The sequence below is a fragment of the Sphaerochaeta globosa str. Buddy genome (assembly GCF_000190435.1).
Taxonomy (GTDB): Bacteria; Spirochaetota; Spirochaetia; order Sphaerochaetales; family Sphaerochaetaceae; genus Sphaerochaeta; species Sphaerochaeta globosa.
This window is the reverse complement of record NC_015152.1, coordinates 2,154,864-2,178,243: the sequence shown is the minus strand read 5'-3', so window position 1 is coordinate 2,178,243 and position 23,380 is coordinate 2,154,864. Positions and strand designations below refer to the sequence as shown.

Sequence of the window (23,380 nt, the reverse complement as noted above, 5' to 3'; positions counted from 1 at the left end):
GTCAACATGCAGTATGGAGCATTACTAGAGGCGAGCGCGAAGCAGGTAGGGAATATCGCCTGTATGGGTTTGGATCCTCAAAGAGAGTCTCTGCCGTTTGACAGCGGAGATTTGCGTACCGATTTGAATGCATTTTTCCAACAACTGTTCCGAAGAATGGCTCTTTCCGGACTTATCCCCGCTGCGTTCAAACCCAACATCGGGTATTATCAGAGCTTGGACAGACCCCGGGAAGAAGACTTTTCAGGAAGCATGGCCCTCTGTGATGTCCTGGATCTGGTGGAGAATTTCTTTCCCGGAATTCCGGTGATTCTTGACAGCAAGCGTGGTGATATCGCCCGAAGCAGTCTCAACTATGCCAACGAAGCCTTTGAGGCTTGGAATGCGGATGCGGTTACGGTGGCACCCTACATGGGTAGCGATTCGATCAAGCCCTTCACTGACTTCGAGGGCAAGGGAATCTACATCCTCAATCGAACCAGCAATCCGGGTGGAAGGGATCTGCAGAATCTGTTGCTCTCCGATCAAAGGCCTCTCTATCTTGAGGTTGCAGCGCAAATTGCCTCCTATAACCAGAAACGATCACAAGTAGGGGCGGTCGTGGGTGCGACCAATCTTGAGGAATTGAGCGCTATCGCCTCGTTCTATCAGGCCGAGTTGGTCCCCATGCTCATCCCCGGTGTCGGTAGTCAGGGAGGTTCTGCCCCCCAGGTCATGGATATTCTCAGAAATGTCGGGTATCCCATCGCCTTGGCGAGAATCAACAGCTCAAGTGCGCTTACCCATCCATGGAAGAAGGCTCCGGTACCCGAGGATTGGCTTGAGATGTGTGAGGATAACCTGCGTCAACTGATCAAGGAGACAGCTCTATGAAGGATGTTCTGAGGACGCTTGGCCGTCGGCATCTGGATTGTTCCAAGGAGGTATTGCTGACAACTGTCAGCGGTGTCGCATCCACAAAACCAAAGCTCATCACCTATTTTGATACCAAAGTGCCGAGCATCGGCATTATCACAACCAAAAGTTTCCAGGTTGAAGTGAATCCTGGAAACCGGGAACCAGTCATTTGCGAAACCCAGACGGGAAACTTCGGTAATTCAGTAGGCCTGCGTAATCCCGGGCTGCAGCAGGCACTGTATGAACTGAGAATGCTGAGAAGCGAGCATACGTTCAATGCCTTGCTGAATGTCTCCCTTTCAGCCAACAGCATCGAGGATTTCATCACGTTGGTGAAAGCCTTCGATGAAGTTGCCGACTTGGTCGAGTTGAACTTCTCCTGCCCCCACGCCTCCGTAGGATACGGAGCCTCCATCGGTTGCGACCAAGCAATCGCTGCCGAATATGTTCGGGCCATCAAGGAAGCAACCTCCTGCTGCAAAGCCCCCCTGTTTGTAAAGCTGACTCCCAATGTAGAGGATATCGGCTCTATCGCCAAAGCGGTGATGGACAGTGGTGCCGATGGGCTGGTCGCCATCAACACCGTTGGGCCCATTGTCCATCTGGACCCGGTTAGTGGAATGCCCATTCTTCAGAACAAGCTCGGCGGCAAGGGTGGATGCAGCGGCAAGCAAATTTTTTCTGCCGCCCTGCATGCTGTTACGGCCATTCGCCATGCTTGCGGGGATGCTATTCCCCTCATTGCAATGGGCGGGGTGAGCACCGGAGATGAGGTTGCCCTTTTGGTCCAGGCGGGAGCTGATGCAGTAGGCATCGGGTCGGCTTTGGGCACAGTGGACCAACAGGACTGGCCTTCCTACCTGTATGCGGTCAAGACTGAAGCAGAAGCTTTATTGCGAAATGTTGAAACAAGTAGGGTTCGACACTCAACTTCCTTCATCAAGCACGAACGGCAAATGGCTTATGAAAAACATGTAGTAACCGCTTTTGAGCGGTATGGAAAGGATACCGTCATTATTACCCTGGACGGCAGTCTTGACTGCAAAGCCGGTCAGTTTGCCTTTCTTTGGCTTCCGACGATCGGGGAGAAGCCCTTTTCAGTTGCCCACAACAAGCCCTTGACGTTCATCATCAAGAAGCGGGGTCCTTTCTCTGAAGCTCTGTGCAATTTGTCGGTAGGCTCGACGCTCTATGTGCGGGGACTCTACGGTGCCCAACTACAAAATACACCAACCAAACGTGCCCTTTTACTAGCAGGAGGCACCGGGGTTGCGGTACTTCCTTCCCTGGCCAAGCAACTGAAGGAACAGGGAACGGAAATGACTATTCTCATAGGGACGAGCGAGGCGGTTGCAAGTAAGGCCCTCTTGGAGGATGAGCTTGGTTTGTATGGATCATTTACCTGTGTCTCTGATGATGGAAGGCCGGGTAGGGTGCTCGATTTGTTGGATACCATCGAATTGGGGAACGAAACGGCATGTTACTTGGTTGGTCCTGAGATTTTCATGGCGATAGCCAGCCGCAAGCTGCTTGGCCGAAACATCGAAGAAACGAACCTCTACCTCTCGATGGAGCGGATGACGCTCTGCGGTATCGGTATGTGCGGCGAGTGTGCATGCGGCGATCGACTTACGTGTCGCTGGGGTACGTTCATGCGCTATGATTTCCTTAGGCAGGAAGCAAGCGAGTTGTTGGCCTATGATTGACCCACACGTACACCTCAGGGACTGGGATCAGGCAGAGAAAGAAACCTTGGGACATGGGATGGAGGTTGCCTTTCGGTGCAAAATAGATGAGCTGTTCGATATGCCGAATACCAATCCACCCCTTACAACCGAGGCGGCGATCCGTAAGCGCCTAAAAGATGCCGCCCATGCCAGCCAGGATGTCCGCTACCACCTTTGGGCCGGAGTGACCTCCGACTTGAAGCAGGTAGAAGAAGTTGCCTCTCTTGCAAAAACGCTGTTTCCCTCAGTAATCGGTTTGAAACTTTTTGCCGGGCATTCGACCGGGAATATGGGCCTTGTTGATGAGGCGATGCAGCGTACGGTGTACCAAACCCTGGCAAAGGTAGGGTACGAGGGAATGGTCGCCGTTCACTGCGAAAAGGAGTCGTTGCTCAAATCTGATTTGGAAGATGCTCATGATTTCTCCAGCCACAGCCTTGCCAGACCTGTTGAGGCCGAGGTTGCCTCGGTATTCGACCAGATTCAATTCTCTGAAGAGGCAGGCTTCAAAGGCCATTTGCATATCTGCCATCTCAGCAGCATTGAGGCTCTCCGTGGTATCGAGGAGGCAAAGCGCAATCATCGACGAATCAGCTGTGCAGTGACCCCTCATCACGCTCTTCTCACAACAGAGGATGCAAAAGATCGTTCACTGTATGCAAAAATGAATCCTCCGCTACGCAGTGAAACGCAGAGGAGTTCCCTTTTTGCCGCCTTGCTTCAGGGGAGGGTGGACTGGATTGAAACTGATCATGCACCCCATACCCTGGTAGACAAGGAAGCGGGAGCCTGCGGCATTCCCGGCTTCAGCGGTTTGCTTCTGTTGGTGAAACAGCTCATCGAGCACGGAGCTTCACCTGCTTTGCTGACACAGCTGCTGGGAGGGAGGATCCTTCAGGTTGCCCGTCTGGAAGAACGGGAAATTTCCATCCCCTCCTACGACCAGCTTTCAGATCTGTCTCTTGCAGCTTCCCTCGCCTATCCATACGACAGCTTTAGCAAGTTACGATTGCGTTAGCGCATTCGCTCCTGTATACTACTGCAGTCGGGAGGGCGACTTGATAGATCTTCGTAAACACTCGAGCAGACACCTGGAAACTAAACTCATATTGCCGATTCCTGAGACAAAACGGTATGACCGCGAAATTCACTACTATCTGTTTTCCCCACCACAGTTGTATGTGAACAAGAATACGTATTCAGAAGAACGGCTGCTCCACAAGTTTCAAAGCCATGGAAGGTACTCTTCTCCGGAAATAACGCTGGAAGAGCTGCTGGATATGCGCAACAACCTCAGTCCTCTGACCATCCTCAAGCGATACACCGATGATCTGGTTAAGGATGTGACCAGTGTGCCCGAACGCAACGTAATCCATGAACTGCAAACCATTGTAAACTCCGTGCGGCATGAGAACAAAGCGTGCCTTCAGGATTGCAAGGACATGGTGAAGCTGGGCATGGTCAACGACCTTGAGATGACCTTGAATGCCTGGCATGCCAATACAAACCAGCTTTGTGTGACCATCCGCGACCTTGTGGAAGCCATTCAGGCAAAATTCAGTCCCGACAATCGTTTGTTGCTTGCCTTTCTTTGGGCCGATGAAGCGAACAGCCTGCTCTGTGAGAAACATGCGATCGACCTGTATATGGCTTGTAGTTCCTTGCAGCCGCAAATTCCGAAAATCCTTTCGGAGTTGCTGAGCTTTTCTCGTGAGGAAATGGAATATCGCAGTGAACATGATTACCCAAGCGGAAGCAATAATTCCGAAACTGTGCAGTACCGCAAGGCAATACTGAAGAAGTGGACCCAATCCTCACTCTATCTGGTTCCTGAAGTCTCCCGATGGCCCAAGCGTGTTTCAGAAATCCTAGCCGGTACGGCCGCTGGTGTTGCTATGGCATTCGCTACATTGACGACCATTTTTGCCGAGACAACGTTCATACGCAACAGCTTCCAGTGGGCGTTCATAGTAATTATTGGATATGTCTTCAAGGATAGAATCAAGGAATGGCTGCGTCTTTTCTTCAAGGCTGTCCTTCCTAGGATGATGGCTGACGAGATATCCTCGTTTCTCTCACCCAAAACGAACAAAAAAATCTGTTCGAGCCGTATTCGTCTCACCTTTGAGGATGTTGAAAATCTCCCTCCTGTTGTGAAGGAAATCCGAAAGGATAAAAACAACCCCTTCAGGGACATGCTCCCCAAAGAGGATGTGATTCATTATATCCGCGATCTATCCATGCATCCTTTGACCAAGCATGCTTTGGAGCGGGATAGCTTTCCAAGGGAGAACAATTTCACCCTTGTTACCCGCATACGCCTCGATGACTTCCTCAAGGAAATGGACGACCCCAACGATGTAGTTTTCAGGATGGATCCCAACGCGGATGAACTGGACCAGCTCAGTAGCGAACGGGTCTATCATATGCACTTGGTCATCCGCGAGTATTCCAAGAAAGAAGATCTGGACAACTATAGTCACTACACGGTGGTGCTCAATAAAAGCGGCATCGTCCGCATTGAGCAGATGCCGCTGGCCTAAAGACCTATTTTGGTGCTGGCTTTTTCCATTGCCTCAATGGTGAGATCGATGATGTGCTGTAGTGGGATGTCGAGCATTTGAGCTCCTTGGGTGATCAAGTCGCGGTTTACTCCCGCGGCGAATCCCTTGGAAGCCCACTTCTTCTTGACAGATTTTACACCCATGCCCTGCATGTGTTCCGGTCTCATGAGGGCTGTCGCATATATCAGGCCGGTCAGCTCATCGATGGTATACAGTACTTTTTCCATGAAGAGTTTTGGCTCAATATCGCTGCACAGGCCCCATCCGTGGCTGCAAACTGCACGCACGAATGCGTCGTCAACATCGATTTCCTTCAAGAGCTCGGGAGCTTTTTTGCAGTGCTCAGCGGGAAACATCCCCCAATCGATGTCGTGCAGTAAGCCTACCAAGCCCCAGTAGTGTGGGTCGTGACCATACTCGACGGCAAAGCGCATCATTGTCTCCTCAACGCAGAATGCATGATATATCAATGCCTCATTGGGATTATACTTACGCAGCAGAACCTCGGCTTCTTCTCTCGTGACCATAGCGTTCCTCCTTGAACCGAGTATAGGCTGTTTGTTTGATTTGGAAAAGGTTGATTTTTCTTTCATGCCCCCTTTATTCTTCTTCTCTGTCTGTGTTAGACTGAGATCGGTGCTTGCCAGCTAGGCAGGCCATCTCATGTAAGGAGGAGCCAGATGTCTACGTTAGACGATGGTGGCAGTATAACACCCCTGCCTAGAAACCCGCTTATGGCGTCCTCCTGGTATTGCATGTAGACCTACCAGGTCCATCCCCTGTGGAATCGGGAGAACGCCCCAATCATCCACGGAGGAATTATGATCACAATCAGAAAAAATCTGATGAGCCAAAATCCAGGAGAAATCATCCAGGAGGCTCCATACACTTGGGTTGATGCACGAGACATCAACCGCGATGACATCTCCCAGCTCGAGGAGCAGTATTCGATTTCCAGTGAATTGCTAGCAGATATCATGGACCAGGACGAACAGGCGCGCATAGAGAAAGAGGATGATTACATCGCCCTCATCGTGCGTCTGCCCGCCATGGCCGATGATTGCAAGGGAATCAACCAGTATGCTGTTCCGTTGGGCATTGTTCTGGTCCGCGATACCGTCATCACCATCTGCCAAAGTGACAGTATTGTGCTTGAGGACTTTGCCAAGAACCGATATCGCCAGTATCCCGTGCAGACGATGGAAGGCTTTGTGATCAGCATTCTCGGCCGTGCTGTGATGGTCTACATCCGCCTGCTCAAATACATCAACCGTCAGAAGAGCCAGGTTGAAGAACAGCTTCAGAAAAGTATCATGAACTATGAGCTTATTCAGCTGCTGCAGATCCAAAAGTCCTTGGTGTACTTCTCCACCAGCTTGACTACGAATGAGGCACTTCTTGAACGACTGCTTCGAACTCCCTATTTCAAATTGGCAGGGGAGGAGGAGCGTGACTTTTTGGACGATGTCATTACCGACAACAAGCAGGCCATCGAGATGGCGAATATCTATTCCTCAATTCTTACGGGAACCATGGATGCTTTTGCCTCGGTCATCAGCAATAATATGAATGTCATCATGAAGCGGCTGACCATTATCTCCATCAGCTTGATGTTCCCCACCTTTGTTACGGGTTTCTATGGGATGAACGTCAATCTACCCTTCATGAACAATCCCTTTGCTTGGATAGGCATCCTGACCTTCTGCGGAGTAAGTGCTCTGATCGGTGGTTGGACTCTCTCGGACCGCCGCAACGCAAGGTTGGTGCAACGGTCTTTGCTCGGAGCTCGGGTGACAGAAAAAGAGAATCGGAGAAAAAAGCGCAAGAAACGGTCCTTACCCGATTGATTCACTCAATTTTGTAATGCTACCATCACAAAGTTCTCAGGAGAGTACTTTTATCATGGACAGCATCGCACAACTCTGTTCCGCGTTTGGCGGAACCTACGCCGGTCAATCGATGACCGACTTGTTTTCCCTATATACAGATATCGAACAAAAGAGTAATGCCTTTTGTAGTGAGTATGCCATAGCCTGCGGCCCGGGGTGTGGAACCTGCTGTGAGCATTTCATGCCTGACATCACTGCAAGCGAGGCACGTTTGGTTGCAGCCTATCTGCTCTTTATCAAGAAGGATGCCTCACTGATTGAAAGCGTGCGCCAGAATATGGGCAATCAACAGGGTCCCTGCCCCTTGTACCGCTTCGATTCCCCGTTTCATTGCTCAGTGTATGCCGCACGGCCTTTGATCTGCCGCTTGTTCGGAGCTTGTGCCAATCAGGACAAAAATGGTGCTGCAGTATTTCGGAGATGCAAATACAACGCGGAAAAAACCATGCCAGAACATATTGCCTTTACAGCCGATGTTCCCGTCATGCAGGACTACTCCTATGCATTGCGTTCACTTGATGACCAAGAAGGGGAAGTCGGATTCCTCCCGGAAAAAGTATCAAGCATGCTCGACCAGCTTCAATTTCTGGCAAGCATGCTTGAATTTGACGATTCCAATCCCGACGATACGCCGAATCCGTTGGCCAGTTAGCGCAGAACCCGCAAAATATACCCGCATAGGTATTCTGATTCAGGGAACGAGAGGCGCACTGGATGGTCTTCGGCTTGGCCGAGGACTTTCAGGACCTGAATCTCAACATTGGCATCCTTTGCACTCCAAGCCAGAATCATCCGCAGCTGTTCTGCACTGATCGATGCACTGCAACTGAAGGTGGCAATAATGCCGCCGTTCTTGATTTTTTGCATGGCAAGACGGTTCAAATCCTTGTACGCCTTTTGTGCCCCTTCAGCTTGCGCCTTGGTCTGCGCCAACTTGGGAGGGTCGAGAATCATCAAGTCGTAGTGGTTGCTTTCAATGACTCGCATCTGTTCAAAGATGTCACAGACTGTAGTGGTTACTTTACTGCGGCTGTCCTGGGGGATGGTTTTCATATCTTGGTTGATATGCACATGCACCAACGCTTGGCGAAGAGAAGGGTCGCTGGAATCAAACAAGTCAACACTCTTTGCTCCGGCTCTCAGTGCATGAAGGCTGAAGGCCCCCGTGTAGGAACACCCATCCAGCACTACCGCATCCTTGGCATAGGCTTCGATGGCCTTGCGATTCTCCCGCTGGTCGCAGTAGAATCCACTCTTTTGCCCCTTGCCCGGAACTACCTCATAGTACAGACCATCCTCTCGGAAGCGGATGGGATCCAGCCGCTTGGAGGGATTGAAATACTGTCCATCCTGATAATAGAGCATGGTTTCACTTAACTTTTCTGCTCCGCAGAACGCACTGTCGGTTGTCAGCAGCATCAATGAAGGCTTAAGCAGACTATCCAAGGTGGAGACAATCACATCGCGATGGTCCCAAGCAACCCTGGCACTGATGATGATCCTCAGTAGCGTGCCATACACATCGACGACCACACCGGGAAGCATGTCGGCTTCAGAAAAAATAATGCGGAAGGTGGTTGTACCCCCTGCCTTATCCTGAAAAAAGGTGCTTCGTCTGCGTACACTATCGGTAATGGCTTGTTTCCACCATGCCATGTCAGGGATTCTTGCTTCGTCCCAACTAAGCAGTCGAAGCGGGATATGGCTTTCCTGGTCGTACCAGCCAAAGGCAATAAAGGAGCCCTCCTGGGTTTCCACCCTGGCAATTCCGGTTTCCAACGCTGTGGTTGGGGTAGAGAGAGCACCACTGAAGACCCAAGGGTGATGGCGAAGGAGTTGCTTTTCCTTACCATCCTTGATTGTAATGATTTGCATGGCTACACAGTAGCCGAAGGCCATGGTTTTGTCAAAACGTTTGTTGACTTGCTCCCTGTGCATACCGGATAATGGCCCTATGCAGAAACCGGTTGTCAAGGCGATCCTTTTCGATTTGGACGGGACGCTGGTTAACACCATCGAGGATATACGCCGCTCATTGGCACATGCACTTGCTGGTGAAAATCTTCCTTCTCCTTCAGCAACCCTCACCAAACAGGTGGTTGGCAGGGGGCTTTCCAATGCGTTGAAAGGGGTTCTCTCCTCGTTTGGCCACCAAGTTGACGAAAATCGGTTCGATCAACTCTACCAAGCCATGCTTCTCTATTATCGTGAACACTATGCAGTGTATAGTCATCCATATGAGGGAATAGAAAGCTTGCTTGTACGCCTTGCAAAGCAGAATATTCCCATAGGCATTTTTTCCAATAAAGAGGATGGGCTGACCAAACGCATTGTTTCCTCTCTCTTTCCCACCTACTCGTTTGTATGGGTTCGGGGATTGCAGGAAGGATTTCCCAGAAAGCCCGACAGGTCGGGAATCGACTATTTTTGCAGGAAAGTAGGTATTCCATCGGAAGACTTGCTGTATGTTGGAGATAGTGAAGTTGATTGGCAAACCGCAAATAATGCACACTGTTCCCATATACTTGTTTCGTGGGGTTTTCGGCCAAAGGATGAACTGCTGGCTCTGGAAGGGTCTGTGGTTGTCGATACGGTAGGTGAATTGGAGGACGCAATCTATGGCATACAACGAGAAGGATTTACGGAATAAGGCCGACTCATATTTGAGAGCCGAGCGGCAGGAAGTGTTTTCCAAAGAAGTCGAAGCTGAACTTTCCCAATCGAACTGGGAGTCCTTGTATGATCGTTTCTATACCAGTCTTGCCTTCGGCACGGCCGGAATGAGAGGTGTCATCGGCGGCGGTACCAACCGCATGAACAGCTTCATGGTTCGCAAGGTCACCCAAGGCCTGAGTGACTATCTGAATCTCGCTTCCAAGAATCCCTCCGTAGTCATTGCCTATGACAGCCGTCGTTACAGCGACCTTTTTGCCAATGAGGCAGCCTTGGTCCTCGCGGCAAATGGAATTTCAGTCTATCTCTATCCCAATTTGCATCCGGTTCCGATGCTCAGTTTTGCTGTCCGTTACTTACAGACAACCGCAGGCATTGTCATCACTGCCAGCCACAACCCCGCCCAGTATAATGGTTACAAGGTGTATTGGCGTGATGGAGGGCAGGTCACACCTCCCCATGACTATAGTATTGCCGAACGTGCGAATGCAGTGAAACCTGAGGACATCAAGGAAATGACTGAGCAGAGTGCCCGTTCGAAGGGTCTTCTGGTTCCCGTTCCTGAAAAGGTGGATGAGGCTTACTACCATGCATCTCTCATGAGCCTTAGGCGCCCTGCCTTGGTGCAGGACAGTCCTGTCACTGTGGTCTACACTCCCTTGCATGGCTCGGGCAACATACCCGTTCAGCATTTGCTGCACAAGGTGGGAATCCGTTGCATAGTTGTGCCAGAGCAACAGGAGCCGGATGGGAATTTCCCCACTGTCCCGCTTCCCAATCCGGAGCATCCGAAAGCCATGCAAATGGCAATAGCTCTTGCCAAGAAAGAGAAAGCAGATATTGTACTGGGAACGGACCCCGATGCAGACCGACTAGGCATTGCCATTCCCCTCGATGCAGAAAAGAAGCAATATCAGCTGCTGACAGGAAATCAGATTGCTACCTTGCTGGTTGATTACCTGATTGAAGCGGACAGCCATAAGAAATTGGCTAAGAAACCCTTGGTGGTCAAGAGTCTGGTTACCACCGACCTGGTAGCCAGGATTGTGGAGAGTCAGGGTGGCCGTTGCAAGGACGTTCTCACCGGATTCAAGTATATTGCTGAGCAGATTGCTGATTTGGAAGGACCAAAAGGGGAGTCGGAATATTTCCTTTTTGGCTGTGAGGAAAGCTATGGGTTCTTGACACTTCCCCAGGTCAGGGACAAGGATGCTATCAGCAGTGCCCTTGCAAGCGTAGAGATGATGAGCTATTGGGCGACGAAGAGTTTGACCTTGCAACAGCGTCTAGAGCAAATTTATACAACGTGGGGATACAGTACCGAGGCAGTCTTCTCCAAAGACTACGAAGGCGCCAGTGGAAAGGAAAAAATGGCAGCCATTATGGCAAATCTGCGCAAGTTGTCCCTCGGCGATGTGCTTGCAGGAGCCAAAATTTCCTCCATCCAGGATTTGTTGGATGGAAAGCAGACAGCCTTCCCTCCCTCCGATGTGCTGATTATCCGATTCGAATGCGGTGACAAATTGGTTGTCCGCCCCAGCGGGACGGAACCCAAAATTAAATACTACCTCTTCTTTACCCTGGAAGGGGGGAAGCGGGAAGAAGATGAGCTTGAGCTTGCCTCCCGCATCCAGCGTTATAAGGCGGCCCTCAGTTGATTACTTGTTATGTACTTGCCCGACATCAGAAAAACAGTCTTTGCCTCTCTCCGTACTTGGATGTTGAGCGTATGGATGATTGGAAGGAAGATGAAGAGGTAGTGCTCAAGAGCAGTGGGATGTTGACTAAAAACCAGAAGGATGAGGTTACGTATGCTTTGTATTCTGCCATAGACTTCAGCGTAGATCGCTGGATACAGAACAAACAATATGTACCCCGCTTGTTGCTTTGCGCCATCCTTTTCACTGCTTCCTATTTTGTGCTCTCTTTGGGCATACGAGATCCTCTTCCCATGGTAGATGAGATTGCCATCAGCGTTGCGTTGACGGTCCTGGGTTGGACAGCACTTGCAAAACGTGACACCCGTTCCTCGGTTGCCCAGCGCCGACGTTATGAGCTGAAAGTCCGGTCATCACAGTTGCAAGAGGTAATCGACCAACAGATCTTTACCTTGGAGGAGTATCTGGATGAGGTTTCCAAAGTCGATGCCTTATCACTGTGCAATTCCTTGTGTCTTGTTTCTTCTGAACAGATGGTGCCGTTCTCCTTTGAAGGGCAGCTGGACGAACTTTCCGAGATTACCAAATTGTTGTTTCTGTATATTCGTATCAATGACAAGGCTTTACTGAAGACTGCTCGGAACCTTGTAAGTCTCAGACGTCAGAAGAGGGTCGATTCCCGTCTTGCGGCAAGGCTTTTCCACCAGCACATGCAACAGAGGATCGATCTGCCGTTGCTCTCCCTCTTGGTTACCTTATCTGAAGCAACAGGATAACTAACCTACCTTTGCAGGCATGCAAGCCTATCATGCCGCTCTCTTGCTCCTGTCCCTCGTAGGTCTCTATATGGCGAGTTTTTCTGTCGCTCTGGTTGCCTATCCCTTGCCTATAGGCTTGCTGGGTGCCTTGATTACCTTCAGCCTGATGCAGACGTGCAAGACAAAGCGAATCAGCATAGTGTTGCTTTCGCTTGTGCTTTATTGCCTGTATGCCGTATTGGGATGGGCGGGTGGGGTTAACCAGCCAAGCTACGGCTATCCAGTGCAGCATATCACCGAGATCGAGGGAACTCTGGTAGAAGACTCCCTGCTTACTCGTTCGAACAAGCAACTCGCCCGTATCGCCCTCAGCTGTTGTACTTCCAAGGAAGGGTATCGTGCTACATGCAAGGGAACAGTGTCAGCCCTGATTGCGGTGGACGAGGTGCTGGCCTCGGGATCCCAATTGAGGATGAAAGGGCATTTGGACCTGCAATCCGGTTTATTCATTGCCGATAGCCTCCAGGTTATGTACCTTTCCATGCTCGCCCGCCTGCGCCTGTATTTTCTGCGTTTGCTCAGTGCACGAATACAGCAGGTAATTGCCGATGAAGCGACGCAAAACCTTGCCACAATGCTCTTGTTGGGCCAGACGGGACAGGCAGGCTTCCTTCTCAAGGATGTAAGTCTCGCCTGCGGGTGTTCCCACCTCCTTGCGCTCTCGGGTATGCACCTTCACTTTTTTCTGTCGTTGAGCAGCCGCATCAGCATAGTTCTTTTTGGACGATTCTGGGGGAAGCGGGTAGGCTCAATTCCTGCAATCCTATATGTCGTACTCGTAGGCCCAAAACCTTCTTTGGTCAGGGCCTTGGGTATGCATCTGTGTTCACTACTTCCCATATCCCGTATTGCAGCCTTTCAATTAACGTTCTTCTTGCAGCTGTTGCTGTTTCCGTACTCGCTCTCCAGCCTTGCCTGCTTATACAGCTGGGCAGCCTACTCAATGCTGCTGCTGGCAGCTTTCTTGCCCAAGTTCCCCCTGCAGAATACCGCTATCATCATCGCAGGTACCGGCCCTGCCTCCCTGCTTATGAATGGCAGCTGCAATCTTGCGGGATTGTTCTTCTCTCCCATCCTTACCCCCGTAATCAACGTTGCCATGGCCTTTAGTTTCCTCAGCCTTGTCTTTGGCTCATTTTTTGGAAAAATCCTTACGCTTGTACAGGATCTGCTGCAACGAGTGCTCTCAACAAACCAGGGGTATGCCATGCAGGTAGGCCTGCTTGGATATGGTGTGTATATCCTTGTGTTGTTGACCTGTCTTGTCTCAATTGGCTATGCTACAAAAGCTGTACAGAAGCGAAGGAGATCACACTATGAGTTGGACATTCGCATACGACTCCCCGATAGCAATCACTGCTCTGCTCAAGGAAGAGGAGCTCTCGATGTCCAAGAAATTTGGTCAGAACTTCCTGATCTCCCGAGCAGTGAGGGAGAAGATAGTAGCACTATTGGATGTCCAACAGGCACAGACGGTCTGGGAAGTGGGACCGGGGATCGGAGCGATCACCAGCCTGCTTCTTGAAAAAGGGACGAAGGTGACTGCTTTTGAAATCGATCATGGGTTTTGTCGTATTCTTTCTGAGCAAGCCTTTGCAGATGAATTGTCATTCCGTCTCATTGCGGGGGATGCCCTGAAAACGCTTCCTCTCACGCTCGGCCAAGAAGGAGCTCCTGATAGGCTGTGCGGCAATTTGCCGTACAATGTAGGGTCGGTGGTAATAGCCAAAGTCTTGGAGAGCGACTATCGTCCCCCTGTTATGGTATTCACCCTGCAAAAAGAAGTAGTCGACCGACTGTGTGCATCACCCGATTCGAAGGATTGGTCATCCTTCTCCATGCTCGCTCAGATGGACTATGAGGTAAAACCAGCCTTCAGCATCAGCAGCGGGTCTTTCTACCCACCTCCGAAAGTGACCAGCAGCACGGTAGTATTCACGCTTCGCCCCCAGAGCTTGGTTCCTTCACAGCTGAGACACCTCTTTCTCTTGGTCATCCGTGACCTGTTCGCCCAACGACGTAAGACGGCCAAGAATAATTTACTCTCAGGTAAGATTGCCGCCCAAGTGGGAAAAGAGGGAGTGGAGGAACTGTTGAGACGGTCGGGTGTTGATGCTTCCAAACGAGCCGAAGCGCTTGTGTGGTCGGACTTTATTGCTCTCAGTGAGTCTCTTTCCAGCTATCAAGCCAAGTAAATCTACGATACTGCACCAAGCAAATGATTCCTCTGAGTGTAAGGTCGCTGGCCATGGCTATCCAGATGCCCAACAGGCCCAAGCTTGTAGTGTGTAGCAACAGATATGCGAGAGGCAAGCGGAGCAACCACATGCCTGCAATGGAAATAAAGAATGGTCTTCTTGTATCCCCGGCTCCCCTGAACACCCCGAACGCGAGCATGGAAAGGCCGAAAGCAGGTTCGGCAAAGGCTTCGATGCGCAATATTGTTGTCCCCAAGGCGATGACTGCAGCATCGGAAGTGAAGAAACCCATCAAATTTGGTGCAAAAATATAGAGCATCAACCCCATGAAACTCATCAGCAGCGTTCCCCATAAGGTACAGAGATTGGCAAACTTCTTTGCCAGCTCCTTATCGTTGCTGCCCAGCGATTGGGCAACCAGGGTAGTCGCTGCGGTTGAGAATCCCGAAGGTGGCAGGTACGTTATGGATTCTGCGGTATTGGCCAGGAAGTGGGCGGCCAAGGCTGTGGTTCCCAGAGTCCCCACCATTTTTGTAAATACTATCTGGCCGAGCGAAAGGGTGGAGCGTTCCAATGCCACCGGAATACCTAGTCTGATGGCACTTCTTTGGATGGATTTTTCATAAGAGAAGCGCTCAAACAGACGGATTCGTATGGGATTGTCTGTGCCGATGAGAATGATCAGCAGCAGAATGCTGGTGATGGTGCAGGATAGGGAAGTAGCCATGGCAGCTCCCTTGACGCCCAAGCCCAAGCCTTTCACTTGGAGGGACCCCAGTGAAATGGTCTCAAAAATAAAGAAAAAGTTGAATACGATATTCAGGATATTGTTCAAGCCGTTCAGGTAGAGTGCTTTCTTGGAATCTCCACTGCACCTGAGCAGGGTGCTGATGAGAATCATCACCAGGTTGGGAAAGTATCCCAAGGCTATGTAGTGGAAATAGTGTCGGGCAAGCAGCTGGACCTCGGCTTCAGCGCCAATCCAGGCGGGGAGATAGCGTGCGAGGATAATGCCGATCAACGTGAGGGCAAGACCGAAATAGACCGACGAGAAGAGGGCTTGTTTGGTAATTTGCTTGGCCCGCATTGTGTTGCCGGAACCAAGATTGCGGGCCATAAGGACGGAAAATCCAATGGCAAATGCATTCATCCAGCCATTTATCAGCCAGATAGTGGAAGTGGGGACTGAAATTGCTGCGGTTGCATGAGCCCCGAGGGAACCCACCATGGCTGAGTCGACATAGGTAACGGTAACCTGGAGGATCTGCTCAAGGATGGACGGCCAGGCAAGAGACCAGATAATGATACCCACAGGTATGGAACGATCAAGAAGGTTGATGGGATTGCTTACACGCCTCATACAAAGCCTCTCCTTGTGAGGCGCGGTTATCGTAGTGGAAAGCAGTAATTGGAGCAAGGGCAGGAAGAGATTCCTTCCTGCCCTGGATGCGGATGTTTAATTGGCAGCAGCTTGGGCGAGTGTAATGGCGCTGGTGACGACAATATCCTCGACCGAGCAACCGCGGCTGAGGTCGCTGATCGGTTTTGCAAAACCTTGGAGGATCGGGCCGTACGCTTCAGCTCCTGCGAGCCTCTGAACAAGCTTGTAGCCGATGTTCCCTGCCTGCAGGTCCGGGAATACCAAGGTATTTGCACTACCGGCTACTTCGGAGCCCGGGGCCTTGCTCTTGGCGACGCTGCCAACGATGGCTGCATCGAGCTGCAGCTCCCCGTCAACGGCCAGATTCGGAAGCTTCTCTTTCAAAATGCGGGTGGCGGTGACCACCTTGTCAACCAAATCTCCCTTTGCAGACCCCTTGGTCGAGTAGGAGAGCATGGCCACCTTCGGCTCGGCACCGAGGAAGGTCTTGCAGGAGAGCGCGGAAGCCTCGGCAATTTCGGCCAGCTGCTCTGCAGTGGGATTGGGGATGGTAGCGCAATCGGCAAAAATGAAGGACCCGTTGACTCCGTACTGGCTCTTGTCGGTAGCCATTACAAAGCACGAGGATGCAAACTTGATGCCGGGTTTGGTCTTGATGATGTTGAAGGCGGCAAGCAGGACGTTGCCAGTGGTATTCTCAGCACCTGCAACCATGGCATCGGCCTTGCCAAGGCGAACCATCATGGCTCCCCAGCGCAGAGGATCGATAATGCCCTCAAAGGCTTCCTGCTCGGTCAAGCCCTTGTGCTTACGCAGTTCATAGTATTCCTGGGCGAAGGCCGTGCGGTATTCACTGGTTGTGGGATCGATTACGGTGATGCCCATAAGCGAGGTGGAAACCGAGGCGGCAGCTTGTGCAACAGCCTCAGCATTTCCTACGAGAATTACTTCCTTGGCGAGTTTCTCATCGACAATCTTGCGTGCCGCCTGAATGGTTCTCAGCTCGGTTCCCTCTGCGAGGACAAGATTTTTTTGGGCCTTTGTAGCCTGGGCCTTCATTTTTTCTGCAAACGTCATGGTTCTGCTCCTTGACAGGATATTTGGTTCAATCTGATATATTCTACCACGTTCAGAAGGCTTAGAAAAGTACGCCAAGGCTCTGTATTTCATTGGCCGCTTATGCTATTGTCCGCTCATGGGTATACGCATCCTTCTCTTCGCCATGGTGATGGTGTTGGCCTTTTCCGGTAGCCTGTTCGGTGGTTTGGGGGAGGAAATTCAGCGTGCGTGTTCGATTTCCCTCACCCAAATGGGTTTGCTCATGAGCCTCAGTCAAGTTGGCTCCTTCATTTCCTTTGTAACCCTTCCCCTGCTGGCAAAGAGACTGAGTGCCTATTCTCTGTTGATCTGGGGAATACTTGCCAGTTCGGTCACCTTGCTTGGAATGGGCCTCAGTCGGAATTTACTTTTTTTTGGCACATTTTTCTTACTCAACGCATTGGGCGGGTATCTCTATGGAACCAGCAATGTCATGGTCCTGATCAATGTCGACCGCGCTCACATGAAAACCAATATTCCCCTGATGCACCTGACTTTCAGCATCGCCAGTATTTTCAGCGGGTATTACATCACCTACCTTAAATTGCATACGTGGTATCACGGGTATGTGCAGATGGCCCTTGCCTATTTGGTAATGGGTCTGTTGTTTATAGCGTTCAAACCTGTAGGCACCGAACAATGGGAGAGAAGGAAGGGGCAAACACTTTCCGACTCGTTTTCCCTCTTGAGAAACAGATCGTTTGTGAAGTATTTGGCGTTTCTCATCATTGCAAACTCTGTGGAGTACTGCAATGTGGTGTACCCCTTGCTTGCCATCAGCCAGCTGCACCAGGGCGGGGCTAAAGAGGTCGGGTTGGCCATCATCATGCTTCATGCGGGAAGCACGCTTTCCCGCTTATTTGCAATTCCTCTTCTCAAAAAAGGGTTTGCACCCCAGCGCATCCTTTTCGTGCATTGCTTGTTGAGCATGTTGGGTTTGGGGGGATTTTTTCTCGCTCCATCCCTTGGCTTCGCCTATCTGAGCATGGCTTTGATGGGACTGGGCATGGGGGGAGTAAACCCGATAAGCCAAGTGCTGGAGATTTCGCGTTGGCCTCTAGACTTGCTGCAACTGGCAAATATCAGGTCCATGGGTTCCACCCTTGGCCGCATCGGCATGCCCCTTGCCGTAGGGGTGGTGATCAGTTTCTCTTCCTTGTCCACCTCGTTTTTGTTGCTGTCGCTGAGCATGGGCATTGCAGCTTTGTTTTTGCTCGCATCCAAGGGAGAGTCAACTCCTTGCTAGGGTGCGTGATTTTTGAGTACAATGCCGGCCATGGAAGCTAAGCAAAGCGTCGGAGTGTATGGGATGGGTCGTTTCGGTTCCTTTTGGGCAAAGGAATTAGCCAAACATGGGTTCTCTGTCATCGGGTATGGAAGAAGTGCAAAAATTGCTCCACAAGGGGTGAGGCTGGGAAGCGAGGACGAGGTTCTTGCTTGTTCAGTACTTTTTTATTGCGTTTCCATAAGCGCTTTCAGTGAAGTCCTCGACCGGACCAGCTCTCGAATTGCCGATCATACGGTAGTGATGGATACCTGTTCGGTAAAAATCTACCCGGCAAAACTGATGCAGGAAAAGCTTCCCAAACAGGTACAATGCATTGCCACCCACCCCATGTTCGGTCCTGATTCAGGCAAGGACGGGGTAGAGGGGCTTCCCATGGTCATCAGCGGGGTACGCTGCGACAGCCAGACGCTCACCTGGTGGATTGAAGAGTTTACGCGATGGAAGCTGAATGTGCTTGCTATGTCCTGCGACCAGCACGACCGCGAGGCGGCTTGGTCGCAAGGCATCACCCACTTTATCGGGCGGACCCTCTCCGAGCTCTCGCTTGGGGATACGGAACTGGCCACCAAAGGGTATCGTACACTCCTGACGGTAATGCAACAAACCTGCAATGACCCGTTGCAGCTGTTTTATGACCTGCAACGGTACAACCCGTATGCCAAACAGATGCGTATGGGTCTCAAGGGGGCTCTTGATACAGTGATGGAGACCCTCAAGAAGCAGGAGGAAGGACGTTGAACGTATGTGTATATACTTTGGGATGCAGACTCAACCAATGCGAGAGCGAGGCCATAGCCGATAGCTTCGCAAAAGAAGGTTTCACCATCGTCGAAGAGCAAGTTCCTGCCGACTTGTATGTCGTCAACACCTGCACTGTTACCAGCAAGGCAGAACAGAAAGCTCGCAGGATGATCCGCAAGTTCGCAGAACTGGCTCCTACGCTTGCCACAGGTTGTTATGCCCAGGTCAATGAGCAGGAATTGAAAGAACTCAGCGACAATGTAATCGTCGTACCCTTGGAAAAAAAGGCCCACCTGCTCAAGCTTGCCCTGCATTTGAAGGCGTGTCTTGTCAGCGGAATGGACCTCAAGGGCGGCTGTCTTTCCTTCAGCGATGGAAAGGCCAGCGTTTTCGACTATGATGCAGCTTCCTTTTCCTATCACAGCCGAGCCTATTTGAAAATTCAGGATGGCTGCGATAACAGTTGTGCCTATTGCCGTGTACATATCGCCCGCGGTAAGGCGGTAAGCCTGCAAACCGAACAGGTTATTGAAAGAGCCCTCGCCCTTGAGGCTTCAGGCTTTCAGGAAATAATGCTCACCGGGGTTAACCTGACAATGTATGATCATCAGGGTGAAGGCTTGGGCGGACTCTTGGAAAAGCTGTTGGCAAAGCTCTCATCTTCAGTGAGGATTCGTCTCTCATCGATGGAACCGGATCATATCGATGACCGATTGCTTGATGTCTTGACCGATAGGCGAATGCAGCCGCATTTTCACATTCCTGTGCAGTCAGGCAGCGACCATATCCTCAAGCATGTCGATCGTCATTATACGATTTCCGAGCTTTCGGTCATACTCGACCGGCTCAGGAAGGCTAAGAATGATCCTTTTTTGGCTGCTGACATAATTACCGGGCTTCCCGGGGAGCGTGAAGAGGATTTTGCAGCGACCCGTCAGTTTGTCATCGACCAGCAGTTTTCTTTCCTGCACGTGTTTCCCTTTTCACCACGACCTGATACGGTGCTGTACAAGGCAAAGGACCGGGTTACGGAATCACTTCGTGATGAGCGTGCTCTCGAGCTGAGAACTATCAGCGAGCAGTTGCACGATGCATACAGGAAGCGACAAGTAGGTAAACGAACCGAGGTGATATTGCAGAATCGCAAGGGCGGATACTGGTACGCCTTGAGTGGAAATTATCTTGATGTACGAGTGCTCTCTTCTCCTGCTTTTGCCAGGGAAGGCATGTTGCTCGGAGGTACCTTCGGCCAAGTGATTGGCAAACAGACATGGATGGAGTTCATCCCGGATGCAACCACTCTTTGAGACTGAACGGCTGTATGCATATGTGAGTACTATCGGCTTGGCAAAGCATCTGCTTGCCTATGAGAGTCGTAATCGTGAGGCTTTTCGACCGTTCTCTGTCACCTATCAGAGCAGTTACTATACGCTCTCTTCTTTGGAGGATGTCTGCAGTAGGCAGGCCTACCTCTATGGGCAGCGGCGTATGCTGCCCCTGCTCTTCTTTTCCAAGCAGGAGCAGCGGCATGTGTTGGGTACAGTGTACCTCAATCATATTGTGTGGGGAGTGAATCTATCGGCTAAAATCGGTTACAGCATAGACCATGCCTTTCAAAGGCAAGGTTATGGTAATGAAGCTGTATCGTCTGTAATCGAGTATGCCTTCAACACCATGAAACTGCACCGCATCGAGGCGAATATCATGAGGGCAAACGAAGCCAGCATCCACCTTGCCACCAGTCTTGGATTCTCCTGTGAAGGAGTGAGCAAAAGCTACCTGTACCTGAATGGGAGGTGGGAAGACCACCTCCGGTATGCTTTGTGCAACGAACGGGTCAGACCCTAGTTCCTGCGCATTTTCAGGTCTCTGAACGTGATTTCAGGTTCTTGGATGACTACCATGGTGTCAGCTGGAACCGATTCCTTTATCCAGACGTTGGAACCAATGACGGCATTCTTGCCGATGGTTATATCCCCTAGAATAGTTGCATTCGAGTAGATGGTGACATTGTCCTCGATGGTCGGATGACGCTTGGTTCCCCTGATGAGGGCCCCACAGGCATCCTTGGGAAAACTTAAGGCACCAAGGGTGACCCCTTGGTACAGTTTCACATTGTTTCCGATGACCGATGTTTCACCGATAACCGTACCGGTGCCGTGGTCGATGAAGAAGGAGTTGCCGATTTGGGCTCCGGGGTGGATATCAATGCCCGTCTCCTTGTGTGCGAACTCATTCATCATTCTGGGCAGCAAGGGGACTTCCATCTTGAAAAGCTCATGAGCAAACCGGTGGATGGTCAGTGTTTTTATGCAGGGGTAGGAAAGGATGACTTCCCTGAGGTTTTTCGCTGCCGGGTCACCTTCGAAAGCCGCACGGGCATCCATTTTCAGGCTGACACGCAGCTGGGGGAGCAGGCTACAAAGCGTACGTATGGTGGTGTCGGCCTTCTGTATGGCTGCACACTCTTCCAAGGATGGGGCATCATAGCGATAGGCTAAAAATAGCTGTCCTTTGAGCAGCGAACAGACTTTATTCATCTGTACCGTAAGAATTTCTTTCAGGCTGAGATTCGCTTGGTCCCGGCCGCAGCGACCCGGGAACATGAGCTCAAGCAGCTCATTGGAAAAGTCCCCGATGCTGAGCATCTGGGGTAGGGGTTTGAGACCGTGAAAGTTGGCGTTTCCGGCTACTCTATCAAAAGTTCCCAAAAAAGCGGGAACATACTCTGAAGCATCGAATTGCTGATCTGTGCACTGTTTCATGCCCATACCATACGTGTCTTGTAGGTCTTTATGCAAGAGCTCAGCCCAGCAGCTGGGTGATTCTTGGATGAAAGAGCCTTGCAAGCTGTGCGGCGGCAAATAATTTGATGAAATCACCGATCAAGAACGGCAGCATGCCAGCCTGGATGGCAACGCTCCAAGAAAGAGAGCGATTGTATTTAAGAAAGGGAACACCGATGAGATAGATGACAAGCGTAGCAGCCAATCCGAAGACCAGGCACAGGGTGAAGTAGGTTTTCGGCCTCTCAACCTTCCGGGGAAAATTACCGGCGATGCCTGATATCAAAGCAGCCGGCAGCAATGCTAGGAGAAAGCCTCCGGTGGGACCGATTAGATTGCCAAGTCCTCCTCCGCTGGAAAATACGGGTAATCCTACGGCCCCAAGCAGAAGGTAGATGGCAGTGCTGGAAATTGCAATTCTCGTTCCCCCGAGCATGCCCGCGAGCAATACGAAAAGTGTTTGCAAGGTGATGGGGACGGGGGGGAGCGGGAAGCGAAGGTAGGCACCGATGATGATCAAGGCACTAAACAGTGAGGTAAGTAGAAGCCGTTTGTATTGCATAGGACGACTGTACCATGCCGGTTTTCTGATTGTAAACACCCATCAGGTTGACAATTGAGACTTCCTTGCCTAGTATCAGCTCATGACTAGTGAACAAACCGTATTGCATCTTTTGGAGCAGAACAGGGATTGCTACCTCTCAGGAGAGGAACTTGCAGGCAAACTGAGCATCACCCGCAGTGCCGTGTGGAAGGCGATCGAAAGCCTTCGCGACCAAGGCCATGTCATCCAAGGGATCTCCCGTAGGGGGTATCGACTCCTGACGGCAACCACCCAGCTTTCCAAGGAAAAGCTTGAAGGCCTGCTCGGCTCGTATGCGGTACATCTTTTTGATTCGCTTGATTCGACAAACCGCTATGCAAAAGTGCTTGCAAGTGAGATGAAAGACAAACCCTCGGTGGTGATCGCCACCTACCAAAGCGGAGGCAGGGGGCGGCTTGGCCGTTCATTCTTCAGCCCGAAGGGTGGGCTGTACATCAGCGTAATGTTGCCTTTCTCGTTCTCCCTTGAAGCAGCCGCTCTCATTACCAGTGCGGCCAGCGTGGCTACCCTTAAGGCCATTGAGCAGGTCTGCTCCAAAAGCTGTTCCATCAAATGGGTCAACGACCTCTATCTGGAGGGCAAAAAGGTATGCGGCATTCTCACCGAGGGGGTGCTGGGTGTGGAAAGTGGCAGACTCAGTGCCGTTGTGGTGGGGATCGGGATCAATTTGTGTACCCCAAAAACCGCATTCCCTCTTGAGCTGCAAGGCTTGGCGACTTCATTGTATGACGGGCCTTCCTCTATTCCTCCGTCCTTCGACGCCAATGAGCTGGTTGCCGCAGTCGTGAATACTCTGCAGGAATTGGTTCTAAAGTTGCCGGACAACGCATTCTTATCGGTGTACCGCAAGCGCTCCATGCTCTTGGGACGCAAGGTCGTTGTCCATCAGGGGAAGAACTCATACTCTGCCTTGGCCGTCAGCATCGACGATGAGGCCCATTTGGTTGTGCAGGATGAAGCGGGAAAACAGTATACTCTCAGCTCGGCTGAAATCAGTATCCGGCTTGAAGTATGACTTTGGTTTATTGTATAGTCGGTATCTACAGATAAAGGAACGA

Annotated in this window: 22 protein-coding genes; 16 read left to right on the top strand and 6 right to left on the bottom strand. The window is 51.1% G+C overall.

Features of this window, described 5'->3' with window-relative positions; genetic code table 11:
- The first annotated feature begins 6 nt into the window (after nucleotides 1–6).
- From pyrF to SPIBUDDY_RS10160, 4 genes are read left to right on the top strand one after another with little or no spacing between them, the layout of a single operon-like run.
- Nucleotides 7–873 carry an orotidine-5'-phosphate decarboxylase gene (gene pyrF, locus SPIBUDDY_RS10175; protein ID WP_013607673.1) on the top strand — a complete coding sequence of 289 codons (867 nt, stop codon included), beginning with the start codon at nucleotides 7–9 and terminating at the stop codon, nucleotides 871–873.
- Nucleotides 870–2,603, top strand: coding sequence for a dihydroorotate dehydrogenase (locus tag SPIBUDDY_RS10170; RefSeq protein ID WP_013607672.1), 1,734 nt, complete (start codon nucleotides 870–872; stop codon nucleotides 2,601–2,603). The genes pyrF and SPIBUDDY_RS10170 overlap by 4 nt, the downstream gene beginning before the upstream one ends.
- The gene (locus SPIBUDDY_RS10165; protein WP_013607671.1) at nucleotides 2,596–3,642 is read left to right on the top strand and encodes a dihydroorotase; all 1,047 of its coding nucleotides are present in this window, start codon (nucleotides 2,596–2,598) and stop codon (nucleotides 3,640–3,642) included. The genes SPIBUDDY_RS10170 and SPIBUDDY_RS10165 overlap by 8 nt, the downstream gene beginning before the upstream one ends.
- A 40-nt stretch (nucleotides 3,643–3,682) precedes the next feature.
- Nucleotides 3,683–5,167 (top strand): hypothetical protein, encoded by a 1,485-nt coding sequence (locus tag SPIBUDDY_RS10160; protein WP_013607670.1) that lies wholly within the window; start codon nucleotides 3,683–3,685, stop codon nucleotides 5,165–5,167.
- On the opposite strand, the gene SPIBUDDY_RS10155 is transcribed toward SPIBUDDY_RS10160, so the two are convergent.
- Entirely contained in the window at nucleotides 5,164–5,715 is a 552-nt protein-coding gene (locus tag SPIBUDDY_RS10155; protein ID WP_013607669.1) for a hydrolase, read from the bottom strand. The genes SPIBUDDY_RS10160 and SPIBUDDY_RS10155 overlap by 4 nt on opposite strands.
- Nucleotides 5,716–6,009: 294 nt before the next feature.
- Between SPIBUDDY_RS10155 and SPIBUDDY_RS10150 the strand changes: the two genes are divergently transcribed.
- Nucleotides 6,010–7,035 (top strand): magnesium transporter CorA family protein, encoded by a 1,026-nt coding sequence (locus SPIBUDDY_RS10150; protein WP_013607668.1) that lies wholly within the window; start codon nucleotides 6,010–6,012, stop codon nucleotides 7,033–7,035.
- 55 nt (nucleotides 7,036–7,090) lie between these two features.
- Nucleotides 7,091–7,729 (top strand): YkgJ family cysteine cluster protein, encoded by a 639-nt coding sequence (locus tag SPIBUDDY_RS10145; protein ID WP_013607667.1) that lies wholly within the window; start codon nucleotides 7,091–7,093, stop codon nucleotides 7,727–7,729.
- Here the strand turns inward: SPIBUDDY_RS10145 and SPIBUDDY_RS10140 are convergent.
- On the bottom strand, nucleotides 7,726–8,952 hold the full coding sequence (locus SPIBUDDY_RS10140) for a class I SAM-dependent rRNA methyltransferase (RefSeq protein ID WP_013607666.1): 1,227 nt from the start codon (nucleotides 8,950–8,952) through the stop codon (nucleotides 7,726–7,728). The genes SPIBUDDY_RS10145 and SPIBUDDY_RS10140 overlap by 4 nt on opposite strands.
- Before the next feature lie 79 nt (nucleotides 8,953–9,031).
- Here SPIBUDDY_RS10140 and SPIBUDDY_RS10135 point away from each other — a divergent pair, with 79 nt between their 5' ends.
- The 5 genes from SPIBUDDY_RS10135 (at nucleotide 9,032) to rsmA (ending at nucleotide 14,421) form a co-directional block, all read left to right on the top strand.
- A complete protein-coding gene (locus tag SPIBUDDY_RS10135; RefSeq protein WP_013607665.1) occupies nucleotides 9,032–9,727 on the top strand; it encodes an HAD family hydrolase in 696 nt (231 codons plus the stop codon).
- Nucleotides 9,696–11,408, top strand: a complete 1,713-nt coding sequence (locus SPIBUDDY_RS10130) for a phospho-sugar mutase (RefSeq protein ID WP_013607664.1) — start codon at nucleotides 9,696–9,698, stop codon at nucleotides 11,406–11,408. The genes SPIBUDDY_RS10135 and SPIBUDDY_RS10130 overlap by 32 nt, the downstream gene beginning before the upstream one ends.
- Nucleotides 11,409–11,479: 71 nt before the next feature.
- On the top strand, nucleotides 11,480–12,184 hold the full coding sequence (locus SPIBUDDY_RS15735) for a hypothetical protein (protein WP_049787868.1): 705 nt from the start codon (nucleotides 11,480–11,482) through the stop codon (nucleotides 12,182–12,184).
- A gap of 19 nt (nucleotides 12,185–12,203) precedes the next feature.
- On the top strand, nucleotides 12,204–13,751 hold the full coding sequence (locus SPIBUDDY_RS16380) for a ComEC/Rec2 family competence protein (RefSeq protein ID WP_081454641.1): 1,548 nt from the start codon (nucleotides 12,204–12,206) through the stop codon (nucleotides 13,749–13,751).
- Complete coding sequence (gene rsmA / locus SPIBUDDY_RS10120; protein ID WP_245523839.1) at nucleotides 13,654–14,421, top strand: 16S rRNA (adenine(1518)-N(6)/adenine(1519)-N(6))-dimethyltransferase RsmA; 768 nt, start codon at nucleotides 13,654–13,656, stop codon at nucleotides 14,419–14,421. The genes SPIBUDDY_RS16380 and rsmA overlap by 98 nt, the downstream gene beginning before the upstream one ends.
- Here rsmA and SPIBUDDY_RS10115 read toward each other — a convergent pair.
- Nucleotides 14,387–15,784, bottom strand: a complete 1,398-nt coding sequence (locus SPIBUDDY_RS10115) for an MATE family efflux transporter (protein WP_013607661.1) — start codon at nucleotides 15,782–15,784, stop codon at nucleotides 14,387–14,389. The two genes, rsmA and SPIBUDDY_RS10115, sit on opposite strands and share 35 nt — an antisense overlap.
- A 96-nt stretch (nucleotides 15,785–15,880) precedes the next feature.
- Nucleotides 15,881–16,882, bottom strand: coding sequence for a phosphate acetyltransferase (gene pta / locus SPIBUDDY_RS10110; protein ID WP_013607660.1), 1,002 nt, complete (start codon nucleotides 16,880–16,882; stop codon nucleotides 15,881–15,883).
- Nucleotides 16,883–17,000: 118 nt separating this feature from the next.
- Between pta and SPIBUDDY_RS10105 the strand changes: the two genes are divergently transcribed.
- The 4 genes from SPIBUDDY_RS10105 to SPIBUDDY_RS10090 are packed head-to-tail and all read left to right on the top strand — an operon-like array spanning nucleotide 17,001 to nucleotide 20,780.
- On the top strand, nucleotides 17,001–18,149 hold the full coding sequence (locus SPIBUDDY_RS10105) for an MFS transporter (protein ID WP_013607659.1): 1,149 nt from the start codon (nucleotides 17,001–17,003) through the stop codon (nucleotides 18,147–18,149).
- Between the two features lie 30 nt (nucleotides 18,150–18,179).
- Nucleotides 18,180–18,929 (top strand): prephenate dehydrogenase/arogenate dehydrogenase family protein, encoded by a 750-nt coding sequence (locus SPIBUDDY_RS10100; RefSeq protein ID WP_245523768.1) that lies wholly within the window; start codon nucleotides 18,180–18,182, stop codon nucleotides 18,927–18,929.
- The gene (gene mtaB / locus SPIBUDDY_RS10095; RefSeq protein WP_013607657.1) at nucleotides 18,926–20,239 is read left to right on the top strand and encodes a tRNA (N(6)-L-threonylcarbamoyladenosine(37)-C(2))-methylthiotransferase MtaB; all 1,314 of its coding nucleotides are present in this window, start codon (nucleotides 18,926–18,928) and stop codon (nucleotides 20,237–20,239) included. Before SPIBUDDY_RS10100 ends, mtaB begins: the two co-directional genes overlap by 4 nt.
- On the top strand, nucleotides 20,223–20,780 hold the full coding sequence (locus SPIBUDDY_RS10090; RefSeq protein WP_013607656.1) for a GNAT family N-acetyltransferase: 558 nt from the start codon (nucleotides 20,223–20,225) through the stop codon (nucleotides 20,778–20,780). The genes mtaB and SPIBUDDY_RS10090 overlap by 17 nt, the downstream gene beginning before the upstream one ends.
- Here the strand turns inward: SPIBUDDY_RS10090 and epsC are convergent.
- Together epsC and SPIBUDDY_RS10080 are read right to left on the bottom strand one after the other, a co-directional pair.
- A complete protein-coding gene (gene epsC, locus SPIBUDDY_RS10085; RefSeq protein WP_155816096.1) occupies nucleotides 20,777–21,697 on the bottom strand; it encodes a serine O-acetyltransferase EpsC in 921 nt (306 codons plus the stop codon). The genes SPIBUDDY_RS10090 and epsC overlap by 4 nt on opposite strands.
- 40 nt (nucleotides 21,698–21,737) lie before the next feature.
- On the bottom strand, nucleotides 21,738–22,280 hold the full coding sequence (locus SPIBUDDY_RS10080) for a biotin transporter BioY (RefSeq protein WP_013607654.1): 543 nt from the start codon (nucleotides 22,278–22,280) through the stop codon (nucleotides 21,738–21,740).
- An 82-nt stretch (nucleotides 22,281–22,362) separates the two neighbouring features.
- Here SPIBUDDY_RS10080 and SPIBUDDY_RS10075 point away from each other — a divergent pair, with 82 nt between their 5' ends.
- A complete protein-coding gene (locus SPIBUDDY_RS10075) occupies nucleotides 22,363–23,337 on the top strand; it encodes a biotin--[acetyl-CoA-carboxylase] ligase (RefSeq protein WP_013607653.1) in 975 nt (324 codons plus the stop codon).
- Nucleotides 23,338–23,380 lie beyond the last annotated feature (43 nt).